The sequence below is a fragment of the Vibrio sp. EA2 genome (assembly GCF_033042495.1).
Lineage (GTDB): Bacteria > Pseudomonadota > Gammaproteobacteria > Enterobacterales > Vibrionaceae > Vibrio.
In genome coordinates, this window is the sequence record NZ_JAWLID010000001.1 from 341109 (window position 1) to 354829 (window position 13721).

At 44.2% G+C, this 13721-nt stretch carries 14 protein-coding genes; 3 read left to right on the forward strand and 11 right to left on the reverse strand.

What is annotated here, in order from left to right:
- Positions 1 to 50: 50 nt before the first annotated feature.
- The 4 genes from RXX31_RS01520 to RXX31_RS01535 form a co-directional block, all read right to left on the reverse strand.
- Positions 51 to 533 carry a gluconokinase gene (locus RXX31_RS01520; RefSeq protein ID WP_317587325.1) on the reverse strand — a complete coding sequence of 161 codons (483 nt, stop codon included), beginning with the start codon at positions 531 to 533 and terminating at the stop codon, positions 51 to 53.
- A gap of 34 nt (positions 534 to 567) precedes the next feature.
- Positions 568 to 1845 carry a TRAP transporter large permease subunit gene (locus tag RXX31_RS01525; RefSeq protein WP_317587875.1) on the reverse strand — a complete coding sequence of 426 codons (1278 nt, stop codon included), beginning with the start codon at positions 1843 to 1845 and terminating at the stop codon, positions 568 to 570.
- A gap of 151 nt (positions 1846 to 1996) precedes the next feature.
- Positions 1997 to 2545, reverse strand: coding sequence for a TRAP transporter small permease subunit (locus tag RXX31_RS01530; RefSeq protein ID WP_317587326.1), 549 nt, complete (start codon positions 2543 to 2545; stop codon positions 1997 to 1999).
- Between the two features lie 53 nt (positions 2546 to 2598).
- Positions 2599 to 3615 (reverse strand): TRAP transporter substrate-binding protein, encoded by a 1017-nt coding sequence (locus RXX31_RS01535; RefSeq protein ID WP_317587327.1) that lies wholly within the window; start codon positions 3613 to 3615, stop codon positions 2599 to 2601.
- Between the two features lie 278 nt (positions 3616 to 3893).
- On the opposite strand from RXX31_RS01535, the gene leuE reads away from it, so the two are divergent.
- Positions 3894 to 4535: a leucine efflux protein LeuE gene (gene leuE, locus RXX31_RS01540; RefSeq protein WP_317587328.1), complete on the forward strand. Its 642-nt coding sequence runs from the start codon at positions 3894 to 3896 to the stop codon at positions 4533 to 4535.
- Between the two features lie 279 nt (positions 4536 to 4814).
- Entirely contained in the window at positions 4815 to 6080 is a 1266-nt protein-coding gene (locus RXX31_RS01545; RefSeq protein WP_317587329.1) for a hypothetical protein, read from the forward strand.
- A gap of 137 nt (positions 6081 to 6217) precedes the next feature.
- Here the strand turns inward: RXX31_RS01545 and RXX31_RS01550 are convergent, their stop codons facing one another.
- The 7 genes from RXX31_RS01550 to nifL form a co-directional block, all read right to left on the reverse strand.
- On the reverse strand, positions 6218 to 6625 hold the full coding sequence (locus tag RXX31_RS01550; protein WP_317587330.1) for a VF530 family DNA-binding protein: 408 nt from the start codon (positions 6623 to 6625) through the stop codon (positions 6218 to 6220).
- A gap of 320 nt (positions 6626 to 6945) precedes the next feature.
- Positions 6946 to 7158, reverse strand: coding sequence for a cold-shock protein (locus tag RXX31_RS01555; protein WP_317587331.1), 213 nt, complete (start codon positions 7156 to 7158; stop codon positions 6946 to 6948).
- 316 nt (positions 7159 to 7474) lie between these two features.
- Positions 7475 to 7999 carry a nitrogen fixation protein NifQ gene (locus tag RXX31_RS01560; RefSeq protein WP_317587332.1) on the reverse strand — a complete coding sequence of 175 codons (525 nt, stop codon included), beginning with the start codon at positions 7997 to 7999 and terminating at the stop codon, positions 7475 to 7477.
- Complete coding sequence (locus RXX31_RS01565) at positions 7999 to 8259, reverse strand: 4Fe-4S dicluster domain-containing protein (RefSeq protein ID WP_317587333.1); 261 nt, start codon at positions 8257 to 8259, stop codon at positions 7999 to 8001. The genes RXX31_RS01560 and RXX31_RS01565 overlap by 1 nt, the downstream gene beginning before the upstream one ends.
- Positions 8237 to 9562 carry a nitrogenase cofactor biosynthesis protein NifB gene (nifB, locus tag RXX31_RS01570; protein WP_317587334.1) on the reverse strand — a complete coding sequence of 442 codons (1326 nt, stop codon included), beginning with the start codon at positions 9560 to 9562 and terminating at the stop codon, positions 8237 to 8239. The genes RXX31_RS01565 and nifB overlap by 23 nt, the downstream gene beginning before the upstream one ends.
- A 142-nt stretch (positions 9563 to 9704) precedes the next feature.
- Complete coding sequence (gene nifA, locus RXX31_RS01575) at positions 9705 to 11303, reverse strand: nif-specific transcriptional activator NifA (protein WP_317587335.1); 1599 nt, start codon at positions 11301 to 11303, stop codon at positions 9705 to 9707.
- A 2-nt stretch (positions 11304 to 11305) separates the two neighbouring features.
- On the reverse strand, positions 11306 to 12841 hold the full coding sequence (gene nifL / locus RXX31_RS01580; RefSeq protein WP_317587336.1) for a nitrogen fixation negative regulator NifL: 1536 nt from the start codon (positions 12839 to 12841) through the stop codon (positions 11306 to 11308).
- Positions 12842 to 13135: 294 nt separating this feature from the next.
- Here nifL and rsxA point away from each other — a divergent pair, with 294 nt between their 5' ends.
- Positions 13136 to 13711, forward strand: coding sequence for an electron transport complex subunit RsxA (gene rsxA / locus RXX31_RS01585; RefSeq protein ID WP_317587337.1), 576 nt, complete (start codon positions 13136 to 13138; stop codon positions 13709 to 13711).
- Positions 13712 to 13721 lie beyond the last annotated feature (10 nt).

Sequence of the window (13721 nt, forward strand, 5' to 3'; positions counted from 1 at the left end):
AACACGTGGGTAGAAAAAGAAAGAGGGCTGGTAAACCAGCCCTTGTTTGATCAAACTTTTGATAGAATATCGCCGACTACTTTCTCCGGAGGCTGATTGATATCAATGTAGATCGCCTCCTGTTCGCTAGGTTCTATCAGAGTGTTAAACTGGCTCTCTAACATGGCCGAGCCTTGAAAGTAGTGATCCTCTCTGGCCTTAAGCCGCGACCATATTGTGTCAAAATCGCCTTTTAAATAGCAGAAGGTGAGATCATTACAACCTGCTCTTAACGTCTCTCTGTACTCAGGTTTCAGTGCAGAACATGCCAACACCAGGTTGTCTTGTTCTTGAATGAGCGCATTGAGTGTTAACAGCCACTCTTTTCTGTCTTCATCTGTTAGAGGAATACCATTCCTCATTTTTTCAACGTTCTCCGCTGGGTGATAATCATCACCATCGAAAAAAGGAATGTTTAAAGATTTTGCCAGCGAGTCACCGATAGAGGATTTACCGCACCCAGAAACACCCATAACGACATATTTTTTATTCATAGTATCAACTCATAATTAGGCTTAACGGGCAAACTTATCGCCACCATAATGCAAGCTCAGGGAACATGATAACCAGAGCAAGAACACTAACTTGTAGTGCTATAAACGGAAGTAGTGCTGTAAATATTTCACCCAGACTAATGTCTTTCGGCGCAACCGATTTTAGATAAAACGCCGCCGGACCAAACGGTGGAGATAGGAACGCAACCTGCATATTCAGACAGAACACCACACCAAACCAGATTGGGTCCATGCCAAGACCGGTAATAATTGGCACGAAAATCGGCATAGTAAGCAATGCAACGCCTACCCAGTCGAGGAACATACCCAAAACAAACAGGATTGCCATCATGATAAGCAGGGTAGACATTGCGTTACCGCCACTTAGTGCAAGAATGGTTTCCTCAACAAAGTCGATACCACCCATCAGGTTATAAACGCCAACCAGTGCTGAAGCGCCGATACCGATCCACATGATCATGCCGCAGGTACGCATCGTTGCGATGGAAGACTCTTTGACCATTTTCCAGTTTAGCTCTTTGCGAATCGCAGCACTGATAGCAATACCGACCACGCCTAGCGCAGAAGCTTCGGTGACGGATGCGACACCGGTGTAAATACTACCGAGTACCGTCGCAACCGATAGCAGAGGGAAGAATAGTGCTTTGAAGTAGCTCGGATGAGCTTCAGCATCTTTGGCCAGATCTTCTTCTGACGGCAGTGGTGCAAGGGCTGGATTAAGCTTACAGCGAATAAGTACGTAAGCCATGTAAAACATAGCCAGAATGAGCGCTGGTAAGAAAGACGCTTTAAATAGCTCGCCAATCGATACTGACGCCGATAAACCATAAATAATCAGTACGATACTTGGTGGAAGCATAGTACCTAACGCACCGCCAGCACACGTTGTACCAATTGCTAGCTTACGATCATAACCAAGTCTTAGCATTTGTGGCAGTGCCAGAATACCGAGTAGCACCGTTTCGCCACCGATAACACCTGACATAGAAGCAAGGATCACGGCGACGAGTAAGGTCTGAACCGCAACACCACCACGTACTTTACGGCCGACACTTTTCATTGCATCGAACAAGTCTCTGGCAATGCCTGAGCGATCAAGCAGGGCAGCCATGAGTACAAACATCGGCACCGCAAGGAAAACATACCCACTCACGAAGCTGAAAATACGACTGGTGATAAGTGGCAACGCATCGACGCCAAACCAACCTAAGGTAAAGACCAGTGCGACGAGCCCTGTTACAAACGCTAATTGCATACCAGTCAACAAAAGCCCGATCATCAGAACCAGCATTAACAAGCTGCCATATTCGATGCCAATCGATGATAAGTTAGAATTGAATGTTTGAACACCAAGCCAGCCTAAAGCGGCGGCTAACGTCAGAAGGCCTATGACAAGGAACACAGGCTTGTAGCTCCCTACAGCTTGTTTTGTAGAAGATAAATTATTCATCGCCTTCTTCCCTAATTTGTTGAATTTCTCTAATCAAATGCAAAATGAACTGAATAAACATCAAGCAAACGGTAAATAGAATGATCCCTTTAAGAAGGGCAGGGAATGGTGGGTTCCACGCAGAACCTGAGGTTTCTAGTCGTATTCCACCCCATGGTGCAAACCATGAGTTAGCAACGGTTTGCCACGCCGCATAAATCAACAGTCCACTAAATAGCAGTCCAGCTAAGTGGTGAAAGACATTCAGGTAGTGCTTTGTCTTTTGTGATACTGCATCGTAAACAAGAACAACTCTTACGTGTTTGTCGGTTGCCAGTGCGTAAGCACCACCGATAACAAACAGCGCGCCACCAATAAAAGAAGCGGTTTCATGAACCCATATTGTCGGCGAGTTAAACAGATAGCGACTTGCGACTTCATAAAAAGAAATGAGGACGGTGGCAACAAACAATAAACTAAACAGCTCACTGATTTTGGTTATTGCTTTGTCGAGTATATTGTGGGGCATTTCAGCCACGATATTTGTGTCTGATTCTTTCATATGTCTAGTTCCCAATGAAATAGGGAGGCGTAAACCTCCCAATATTTAACGACTTAAAGTAGGCCTGAGTCTTTTAAGTAAGTCGTAATAGAATCGTAAACTTTTTTCGCATTTGGAGAGAGCTCTGCGTATTTCTTCCACTCACCCATTGCGATTTGACGGAACTTCTTACGTTCTTCTTCCGACCAGTCGTGAATGGTGATGTTAGGATTCGCTTCAGCTTCCTTAACGGCTTTTTGATCGGCAATACGAAGTTGAGTTGTAATATCTTCGGCGAAGTCACGAACCGATACCGTCATGATTTCTTGAAGATCCGCAGGTAGCTTGTCCCACTTTTTCTGGCTCATTGAGATATCAATGGTTGGCAGAGAGTGGAAGCCCGGTTGAACAGGATGGGTTGCGATATCATTCATGCCTGCTTGATGGTTGGTAGAAAAAACGGTGTAGTCAGCGGCATCGATAACGCCTTTACTCAAACCGGTAAAGACTTCTGAACCTGGCAGGTTTACTGGTGTTGCACCAGCTGCTGCAAACACTTGTTGAACCAGACCTTCTGGAGCGCGCAATTTCAGACCTTTAAGGTCATCAACACCGTTAAGTGGAACCTTAGATACAAACGACTCGACGCCTGTTGTCGAACCACCAATGTATTTCACGCCATAAGGAGCATACAGCTCTGTCATCAACTCATAACCACCGCCGTAGTTGATGTATTGAAGCAATTGACGTGTATCAGACCACGCACCAACCATATTACCAATCAGACCAAAAGCAGGATCCTGACCAGTAAAGTAACCGGTTGCCGTAATATGACCGTCGATGATGCCCATTTTAATGGCACCCAAGGTTTCAGTGTGTTTAACCACCGCACCGACGGGCAATAAATCAATTTCAATACGACCACCAGACATTTGCTCTACGCGTTCTGTCCATTCTTTTTGAACCTGAAAGTTCTTGTCACCAGATGGGTCACTGGATTGAAATTTGAAGTTAAAGTCAGCAGCGAAAGCAGAAGTTGATAGCAACGCTAGTGAGATAGCTGAGGTTAGGGATTTTTGTATGATGTTCATTCATTCGTCCTTTAATTTATTACCGGATCTATTTGTATTCCTACTACGCCCGAATGTTACCGGGAACATTCGCAAAGTTACCGGTAACATTTGATAAATTCTAGGAGTTTGATCACGTTCTATAACATCTTTAATTAATTTCTAACATAAATGAGAGGTCTGTTATGAATGCGGTAATATCTGTCGCGTGAATTTTTCTGGTTCGAGATAGACTTTGCTACTGGTTTCATTTATATATCGTCATTCCGTTAGATGTTCTATAAAAAGGGTTGCTCGTCATGTTGGAGATGTTTGGCGTAATTAATATATGGACGTATTTGATCGGCCTTACCATGATCATTCTCGCGCCGGGTCCAAACTCACTTTATGTGTTGAAATCGAGCTCATCTCTGGGTGTTAAGGCGGGTTACAAAGCTGCTTCAGGCGTGCTAATTGGTGACGCAATACTAATCTTACTTTCCTATCTTGGCGTTGCTTCTCTTATTCAGGCATCACCGGTCTTGTTTACGATTATTCGTTACCTCGGAGCTGCGTATTTGCTCTATTTGGGGCTGAAAATCATTCATCAGATGATGAGCAAAACGGATGGCGATGAGGCGGAAGTCGCGCGCCCTAAAAAGAGAGAAAATGTGTTTGCGAAATCGCTGACTTTGAGTTTGACCAACCCAAAAGCGATTCTGTTTTACGTCTCATTCTTTATCCAATTTATTGACTATACCTATGAACACACGTGGATTTCGTACCTAATTCTGGCTTTTATCCTCGAAGTCTTCAGTATCGTTTATCTGAGTACGCTGATCTTTTTGGGTTCGTCATTAACCCAGTTATTTAAAGACAATAAGGTGTTAGCAAAGCTAGGTAACGGGTTGCTTGGTATGTTCTTTATGGGTTTTGCCGCACGACTGGCGAGCCTGAGCTGATAGCTGCTTTGGTTTGCGAACCGTGTTCATGATCTTCAAATAGGGGACACCCGTACTTTCCAGTCATTTCAATTGCAGTGCCTACACTTTCGCTTGTCGGTAAGAAATTAATTGATTTTCAATTGATCCATATCAACAGGCTTAAATATATTAGCAATCCCTTATATTTTCTGCTCTACAGTTAACTTGGTGGTGTTAAAAACTTAATTAGCCAGCAGTCTTTTTTCGTTTAAGCAATGTATTGCGATTGAAGCGCAACAATGCGCTAAGGAGCACATGATGAAAGACTATACACCAATCAAAAAAATGAGCCTGAATATACTCAGGCTAGTGAGTATGGCGTTCGCGCTACTATTATTCTTGTTGCCTCCTTTCGCTCAATCCGCGGATGATAGTTCAGATCGTCCTGCTTGGGCTGGCAATCAAGGTAAAGATGGGAAGCCTGGTAGGGGTAACAACCAACCCGGCGTCAGCAAAGGTGATTTATACGGGGATTTATTGATCATTGTACGCAATGACAATGGTGAGCCAGTTCTATATACCTGGGACTGGGTGGATGAGTTGGACGCAACAATATACAAACCTGCACAAGATGACAATGGTTGCTTCCAGCCAATCGCGAACGAACAGGCTTTAGATCCGATCACCGGTGAACCTCTTCCAGCGTTACCTGAAGAGTTTCAAATGTTAATCCCGCTTAACAGTGATTGTGAAATTGTCGAGAGCCTAGAGGGCTACGAAGGTTATGATTTTGCAAGCTACGGGGAAGAAGTGGACTTTGGTCGCTTAAGTGTCGCGAGATCGCCAACTGATGTTATTGAAGCTTCTTATAACGAAGCGATGTCTAACATTAACAATGCGCTTAGTATCAGAACCGATCCTGCAGGTAGAATTGAGGTGGAGGTTGAGGCGGGTGTATTCAAAACCATCGATTCGCCATTGGAAAACTTAGCACTCTATAAAAAACTGATGCTGAATGGCTACCTACCGGAACTTGACTTAACGGATGAACAGTTAGGTGGCCTTAGACATTTGGCCGGTAATGGTGTTGAAACATTGAGTTTGGAAGACTTGAATATGGCCGCCTCGTTTTTGGCGGGGGCTGGAGATAAGTTTGGCTATATCACTCTCGATCTCGTTATTAATATCAATACCATATTGGGTATCAATGATGTGAATGGCAATAATCTGAATCTCAATGAAAATGGGTATTTCAACTTTACTGCGTATAGTTATTACCGTGATGTTGCGTACGGTGGAAAACAAGTAGGCCTGTTACTTCCAGGGGTCGTGCCTGCTGAGCCAGATGAATATGGTATTATTTATCCAGTAGAGGTTTCAACGCTGTCATATCAAGTCGTTCCTCTTCTTGATATACCTAGTAATCCTCAGGCATTTACAGCAGACCAAGTTAATACTGATTATGCACGTGGCTTTACACAAGCAGCCGACGATTCGTTAAGAGTGATTAATTACATTCATAACTGGGGACTTCCTGATCTACCTGACGGTCTTGAATGGCCTGAATTGGATATAGAGGAGTAAGAAGAGAGTAGTCGGTATTTATACTTTCAATAGGTACAAAGTGGGGGAGGATCTGACTTCCCCACTTTTTTTAATATTCAGATAATCTGGCTTGTTTCGTATTGACCTGTTCCTGGTGGTGACGAATTGGGCAGATACTATCGTTTGGCGCGGTTTCGTGATGAACGCTCTTTGTGTGCTGAAGCGGCTTTCGCTTGTGACTTTAAGATTGATTCAACCGTCAGTTCCATTGGCTCTTTTGGTTTAAGCCCGTGTGGAAATGTACGAGCGCGCGGAGGTAAGTCGAATTCTTCACTTGAAGCTCTTGGCATACGCTTAAAACGGTATAAATAAAAGTTTTCTAACTTCTCTCTCGCCCAATCCGTTTTCTTTAAATACTTCACGCTACTCGCAACTGAGGGTTTTGTGTGGAAACAATTAAAACGCATTGCTGCATCTAAAATATCCCAACCATAAAAATCCACCAGTTCGGTAATCATTGTTTCTAGTTTAAGGCCATGGAGAGGGTTGTTTTTTTGCAGTTCAATTCTTTCTTCATCAGTCATGTTCTGTACCTAAGTGGGCGAGTGTTTCAATAGTACCAATTCCCGCAATAATCTGACCATTTACTTATCCAGATTGGTATAGAGCAAAAATCCACTATCATCGTAAATACTGTTTCTAATTATATAGAGTTAGAGGTATTAGATGTAGTTATATGATTTTGTAACTAACGAGAGTCAGACTGTTTTCTATACAGAGAAGTCAATAGAAGAAGGTAGTGAGATAAAGACAGGTGGTATGTGTGGGAAGGTATGCAGGGGTATGAATAAGCTGAAGATAAGCGGGGCTGGCTGTAGAACACAGCTAGCCCCAACCTAAAATCTTATGCTACTACAACGTTAGCAGCTTGAAGACCTTTTTGGCCTTGCTCTACTTCGAAAGTCACTTTTTGACCTTCTTGAAGAGTTTTGAAACCGTCAGAAACGATAGCACGGAAGTGAACGAATACGTCTGCACCGCCGTTGTCTTGAGTAAGGAAACCGAAACCTTTAGTTTCGTTGAACCATTTTACAGAACCAGTTGTTTTATTAGACATGACATGTCCCTTATATAAATTGAATATGAATAACTAAAATATGATGCGCTAGTAGCTTGAATTATTTAATGTATCTTTGAAGCTAAGGGAAACACTGAGGATAACAACTTGGTTTTCTAAGGGTTTTACTTTTACTACGTGATGTCTCATTTAATAACTCTGAACAACAGAGCGGCGCCATTATTGTCTTTTAGCCGCAACATGTAAAGGATTATTTGTTTTTATTTTTTCGGGGATTATACGTCTCTAAACACTCAAAACGATTAACGGACAAGTTCTACAATAATGACTAAACTTTGAACCGAATTGAGTGACGTTACGACACTGTTTCAAAACACTCACTGTAGCTTGAGCAGGTTTCACAGCTTGGTGAACGACAAACGTAATCACCACCACTTTCACATAACTGACGGTATAAAAACCGTTTCCAGCGCATGTTGTTTACATTCGCTGCGGATAAGGCAGGGAAGTAGTCAGAAAATAAATGCGTTAGTACAGTCCGTTCGGGTAGCCCTAAGTCATGCCAGAGGTGCTGGCTTCCCATACAGCCACTTGCTATGACGATGGCCATTTCCTCTGCAAACAGGCGTGAGGTATCCAGGTTTTGAAATAACAATTGATGTAGCTGGTCGTACTCGTCTTTTCTTAACGCCATTAATTCGCTACGTAACGAGGCTTGTTTAGTCTCTAGATTGGTTAAGTTAGCCCCAAAATTAAGGAACCCGCTCACTTGGTTAAAACGGTTTTTCTCCAATCCGAGGTAAAGTGGCAAAGCAGAGCGCCCACTCAAATATGAGTGGACGATTGGTCGCCAGTATTGATTACATTTTTCATCATGCACTATACCGAACTCCCTTGTTGTTGCGGACTCAAGCTACCTAAAGGATTTAACGGGCGATTGGCTCGATCCACAATCGCCTCTTCGATAGGGCAAATACTGGCACACTGTGGTTCGTGCCAGAAGGAAGCACACTCATTACATCGTTTGGTATGGATGGAGAATGGCCTGTCCGCCCTGTCGCTTTTATATATCGCTTGATTCGGACACACCGTCATACAGGCATGACAGCCGACACATTTATTGTTGATTGAAAAGCTCATGTTTCGTCTCCGTTGGCTGAGTATCATGACAGTATTTTTTGGCGATGGCTTCTAAGCTGCTGCTGACTGGCTGGAAGGCAAAGTCAACATTGGGAGTAACCCCACGTTTCTCCAGCTCCCGCCATGGTGTAATGCCGATTCTCGCGCTGAGAACCATCTGGCAATCCGAGATCGTGTTGAACAAGGCTTCCTTTTCTGCCTCTTCACCACAGTCGCTTTGACCCTGACAGTATTGAGAAACATTGCGAGATTCCTCGAACAAGAATTGCTGAGAGTTTTGGTCGTATTGGTAGATTTCAAAGCGTTCTGCATGACCAAAATGCAATCCGATATGGGCTTCTCCATGGCTGGCAACTGCGACTTTATATAGCGATGATTTGGCAGACGAGCCACATGGCGAAGCATTATCATCACTAAGCATGCCCACAGCGTCTGCACGACACTGTTTACAATGAGTCATTTGTGGCATATGTACGCCACATGCGTCGCGAACGTGCTCCAATTCATCGTCCGTTGGTCCTCGCTGACCACTCAACCCAAAATGGGTACCATGACTTGGATCAGATATCAGAGGCATGATGTTATGCAGCGTCGCACCAAGAGATTTCACTTTCTCTGATACTTGAGCGATATGGTGGTCGTTCACGCCCGGTATCAGTACCGTATTCACTTTGACGAGCATGTCAGCTTTGGCTGCTAACTCTAATCCGAGCAATTGACGCTCGATGAGTGTTTGTGCTGCGATTCTGCCTTTAAGCCTTTTCCGGTTGTAAAAAATCCAAGGATAAATTTTTTCTCCGATCTCAGGATCAATACAATTAATCGTAATGGTGAGATGATTAACACCCAGTACAGCCAGAGTCATCACATGTTCCGCAAGCGCTAGCCCGTTAGTTGAGATACATAGCTGTACGGTGGGATCGGCCTTATGAATATCGCGAAGCGTTTTAAATGTGGCTTGAGGGTTTGCGAGTGCATCACCGGGACCTGCGATCCCGACCACAGTCAGATTAGGCGCGCGCTTTTTAATGGTCGAAAACTGTTTGAGCGCGGCTGCACTATCCATTACGTGTGACACGACTCCCGGGCGAGACTCATTGCTGCAATCATATTTCCGATTACAGTAGTTGCACTGTATGTTGCATGCCGGCGCTACAGGCAAGTGCATGCGCGCGTATTGATGAGCCTGCTTCGAATAGCAAGGGTGTTTCGCAATTTTATCCTGGGTTTGCTTATTGAAAAAGTGATGGAGATTATCTTGCGTACAATCGTCACTTTTTGCATGTGGTGAAGGACTTTCCATGTCTGCCCCTTATGAGTAAATGCCTTTAATAAGCTAGTCTGCAATCATTGTTCCTTAATTAAGTGATTGTTTTACAATGGTTAAGGAACAATGATGGGTAACAATTGTCAGATAGCCGACAATGTTTAGCTCGCAAAAATTGTCAGATTTGTTTCATTTCGATATTTAATATCTGAATTCGATAAGCAATTTGGCGCGGTGTCATATTGAGTAACCTTGCTGCTTTGGCTTTAACCCAACCGGAACGCTCCAGAGCATCAATAACCAGTTCTCTCTCGTCTGCTGGTTTGCTTTTTTCCCGATGCATTAGCTGATTTTCTGCAACGTGAGGAGGTGCTGCGAGGGCATGTGTTGGTGCGTAAGCGGGTTGAGCGGACACTGAAAAACTGGGTTCAGCTTGGTTTATTGTGATTAAACTAGCATCAATGACGCCAGATTCGCACAACACGGAAGCGCGCTCTAAGGTGTTTTCCAGTTCACGAACGTTACCCGGCCAGTTGTGATTCATCATCACTCGTATTGCATCTTCGCTGATGGTGAGGTTACGACCCTGTTGCTTACTGAGTTTTTTGCGCATGAATTCGGCAAGTTCCGGGATGTCTTGAATGCGATCTCGAAGGGGAGGTAAGTGCATTGGCATAACATTAAGTCGGTAATAAAGGTCTTCACGGAAGTTCCCTTGTGCCACTTCTTCTTCCAGATGACGGTTCGTTGCGGCGATAATACGCACGTTGACAGTAATGGTTGTTGTGCCACCGACACGCTCAAATTCTTTCTCTTGCAGAACCCGTAACAACTTTGCTTGAAAAGCAGCACTAGTCTCACCAATCTCATCAAGAAAAATGGTGCCGTTGTGGGCCATTTCAAAACGTCCTTTACGTTGTTTTACCGCACCGGTAAATGCGCCTTTTTCGTGACCGAATAGCTCAGATTCGAGCAGGTTATCTGGCAGTGCAGCACAGTTGAGTTTCACGAACGGACGATCCGCTCGTGGCGAGTTGTAGTGGATAGCATTCGCTATCAGCTCTTTACCTGTGCCGGACTCACCACGGACCAAAACGGTAGAGTCCCAGCGAGATACCAGACGGATCTGATCAAAAATCCGTCTCATGGCTTTAGTGTGTCCGACTAAGTTGTGGAAACTATAGTTATTACGAACTTTACGGCGCAGTCCGTCACGTTCATCAACCAGCTCTTTTTCAGTACGTTCAACGTTCTGAGACAATTGAATATTCTTGGCGATTAAGTTACCAATCATATCGAGGAACTTTGATAACAGCGTCAGGTGTTCGTCGGCAACATTAGGTGGCTGGGCAGAGAGTGCGCCAAGAACTTTGCTATTACCGTCTTTAATCGGGACACAGATAAAGGGTTTGTCATAGTCATAGAGTGCTAATTTATCTGCAAAGCGCATATCACTACCCAGATTGCGAATAACCATAGAGCTGCCCTGGTTGAGGACCTCTCCGACAATCCCTTCGCCGGTTTTATAGTAAACGTTCTTTTGCTCCAGGGTGTTGCCGTTAAGTGGACTATGCACAGACTTGACCAATATGATGTTCTTTTGGTGGTCGAGAATGGTGAGCATGCCACACTGTAAACGACACTCATCGTGCAGAATTTTAAGTACTTTGTCAGATGACTCAACGTAGTTTAAACTAGCGTTAAGCACACTAGATATCCGATACATTGCCGCCAATAACTGACGCTCTAAATCTAAAAGAGTATGCTCATCTAACATAATTACTTACCGCTATTAATTGGAAAGGTTAAGCAGACTTTTGCGCCGTTTAGTCGCTCGCTGCTTAAAATCGTCACTGTGGCTGAATGTTCATTGAGCACCTGTTGCACGATGGAAAGCCCAATACCACGACAGCCAGACTGGTGTTTTGGTTTGGTACTGTAAAATGGCTGAAATACGGTGAGACGAAGATTCTCTTCAACTCCGAAGCCATTGTCTTCGATATCAACCACTATCTCTCCGTCTTGTTGATAAGTGGTAATAAACAGGGTTCGTTCTGATGGCCTAGCATACTTGATGGCATCTAACGCGTTATCGATGAGCTGCTTGATGGCAAGAATCAGTCGATGAGGAGTGCCGTTAATTGAGGAGAGCTTAGATGACAGCTCAAGCTCTAAGTTAATCGACAGTCTCATCAATTCGTCATAACTGACGCTGCATGAGTCACGAATCACTTCATTGAGGTTTACCGGTTGTCGTGCTTCTCTTTCTCGTTCTGGGATGGCGAGCATGATTTCTTGCATCGCGGCGTTTGCATTCGCCATTGCGTCATCCATCGCGATTAAGCCCGGGCAAGACGCGTTCGTTCGCTTTAGAATGTTCACCGCTGAATCAATAACATTGAATGGCCCCTGTAATTGATGCAGCGTGCCCATTAATGCCTCTTGCATGGCATGGACGTATTTATTGTCTCTCACCATCAGCTTGGTCGCATTAATACGTCGTTCCTCAACTAACAGTTTTTCTTTGGTACGTTCGGTGATAGAGATAACGCTGTAGTCATCGTCACTGTCAGGAAGAAAGTAGTGCTCAATATTGATGGTTGAAACCGGGATTTTTACCAATGTAAATTCAAACCAGCGTTCACATGTCCCGTCTTCATTTCGAATTGAGATATTTTGTGTACGGTTGGTATGTTCTCCAATGAACTCCACCACGCTGCTCTGTTGATAGTCTCGCTGGATACTTTCCAGCAATAAATCGATAGGGGCGTGGTTAAGACTGTCTTTGATTCGCTGATACTTTTTGTTGCTGACGAGCAATGTGTTGGACGCATCAACCAGAGCAATCGCTGTCGATGAACCATTCAGTACTGCCTGGAAGAGCTTGAACTGGTTCTTTTGTTCGGTAATTCGTTGGTGTCGCTCAGTAATGTCGCGATGAATAGCGTAGTAATGCGTCTCGCCATTATGTTCTTTAAGCCGGGAAATCGAAATTTCGGCAATATACGGTTCTCCATTTTTCCTTCTGTTCACCAGTTGGCCTTGCCAATGATCGCCGTTGGTAATGGCCGTCCACATATTTTGATATACGCTTTGAGGCGTTGCCTTGTACGACAATAATGACGAGTTCTTACCAATAAGTTCCTGTGAGGTATAGCCAGTGATTTGGCTAAAAGTCTGGTTAACGAAAAGGATGTTGCCATGTTTGTCAGTAATACTGATGGCGACAGGAGCATGAGCGACGATCTGTTCAAATGCTCGCATGTCAAACACCATTGGGTTGCTATCCGGTAGCAGACTATCAAGTTGTTCCATACGTCTTTCCTTATACGCTTGGCGATATAACCCCTCGATGCATTTCCTATTCCAAACACTCAGGCCAGGCATGGCGGGCTCGTTTAAATGAAGGTTTGTTTGATTTCGAACAATTATTCATGCGAACAAGCAAAATTTGTTGGCTTTGTGACACAGCTATTTTGGTAAAGAAAAGTGCTTAACCTGCGCGCTAGCACTGTGTTTACGGGGATGTTTGTTTCATTACAGTGCAAAAATCGCCTGTGGCATGCGCTATGCACCATCACCGTGAAGGGAAGCTAATGGAGTGCTGTTATGTCCGAAGGATTGATCATTTTTCTGAGTGCGACATTTGTAAACAATGTCGTTTTAGCCAAATTTTTGGGCTTATGTCCGTTCATGGGGGTATCGAGCAAAATCACCAGTGCGGTGGGAATGGGGATCGCGACTATCTTCGTGCTTACCTTGGCGACGGTATCAAGCTGGATCATTGAGTTTGCTATTTTGAAGCCGTTGCATCTTGAGTTTATGAGGATCATCTCCTTCATACTCGTCATCGCTGCGGTCGTTCAGTTTACCGAGTTATACGTTAAAAAATCATTTCCAGAGCTGTACCAGTCTTTAGGCGTATTTCTCCCTCTCATTACCACCAACTGTGCCGTTTTTGGTGTCGCGTTGCTGGCTGTTCAAGACAATTTGTCATTTTTAAATACGGTGATGTTCAGTTTTGGCTCTGCATTGGGCTTTCTGTTCGTGATCACCATTTTTGCTGGTTTACGCAGTCAGCTTACGTTGAGTAAGGTCCCGGCTGCCTTTAAAGGATCTCCGATAGCATTCATCACTGCAGGGTTTTTGTCGATGGCCTTTATGGGCTTTTCGGGAATGGCATAAGGGAGATTAA

Bases quoted from the DNA above. Each gene is read 5' to 3' on its own strand.
- RXX31_RS01520 (WP_317587325.1), bottom strand. From the start codon at position 533: ATGAATAAAAAATATGTCGTTATGGGTGTTTCTGGGTGCGGTAAATCC.
- RXX31_RS01525 (WP_317587875.1), bottom strand. From the start codon at position 1,845: ATGCTGGTTCTGATGATCGGGCTTTTGTTGACTGGTATGCAATTAGCG.
- RXX31_RS01530 (WP_317587326.1), bottom strand. From the start codon at position 2,545: ATGAAAGAATCAGACACAAATATCGTGGCTGAAATGCCCCACAATATA.
- RXX31_RS01535 (WP_317587327.1), bottom strand. From the start codon at position 3,615: ATGAACATCATACAAAAATCCCTAACCTCAGCTATCTCACTAGCGTTG.
- leuE (WP_317587328.1), top strand. From the start codon at position 3,894: ATGTTGGAGATGTTTGGCGTAATTAATATATGGACGTATTTGATCGGC.
- RXX31_RS01545 (WP_317587329.1), top strand. From the start codon at position 4,815: ATGAAAGACTATACACCAATCAAAAAAATGAGCCTGAATATACTCAGG.
- RXX31_RS01550 (WP_317587330.1), bottom strand. From the start codon at position 6,625: ATGACTGATGAAGAAAGAATTGAACTGCAAAAAAACAACCCTCTCCAT.
- RXX31_RS01555 (WP_317587331.1), bottom strand. From the start codon at position 7,158: ATGTCTAATAAAACAACTGGTTCTGTAAAATGGTTCAACGAAACTAAA.
- RXX31_RS01565 (WP_317587333.1), bottom strand. From the start codon at position 8,259: ATGAGCTTTTCAATCAACAATAAATGTGTCGGCTGTCATGCCTGTATG.
- nifB (WP_317587334.1), bottom strand. From the start codon at position 9,562: ATGGAAAGTCCTTCACCACATGCAAAAAGTGACGATTGTACGCAAGAT.
- nifA (WP_317587335.1), bottom strand. From the start codon at position 11,303: ATGTTAGATGAGCATACTCTTTTAGATTTAGAGCGTCAGTTATTGGCG.
- nifL (WP_317587336.1), bottom strand. From the start codon at position 12,841: ATGGAACAACTTGATAGTCTGCTACCGGATAGCAACCCAATGGTGTTT.
- rsxA (WP_317587337.1), top strand. From the start codon at position 13,136: ATGTCCGAAGGATTGATCATTTTTCTGAGTGCGACATTTGTAAACAAT.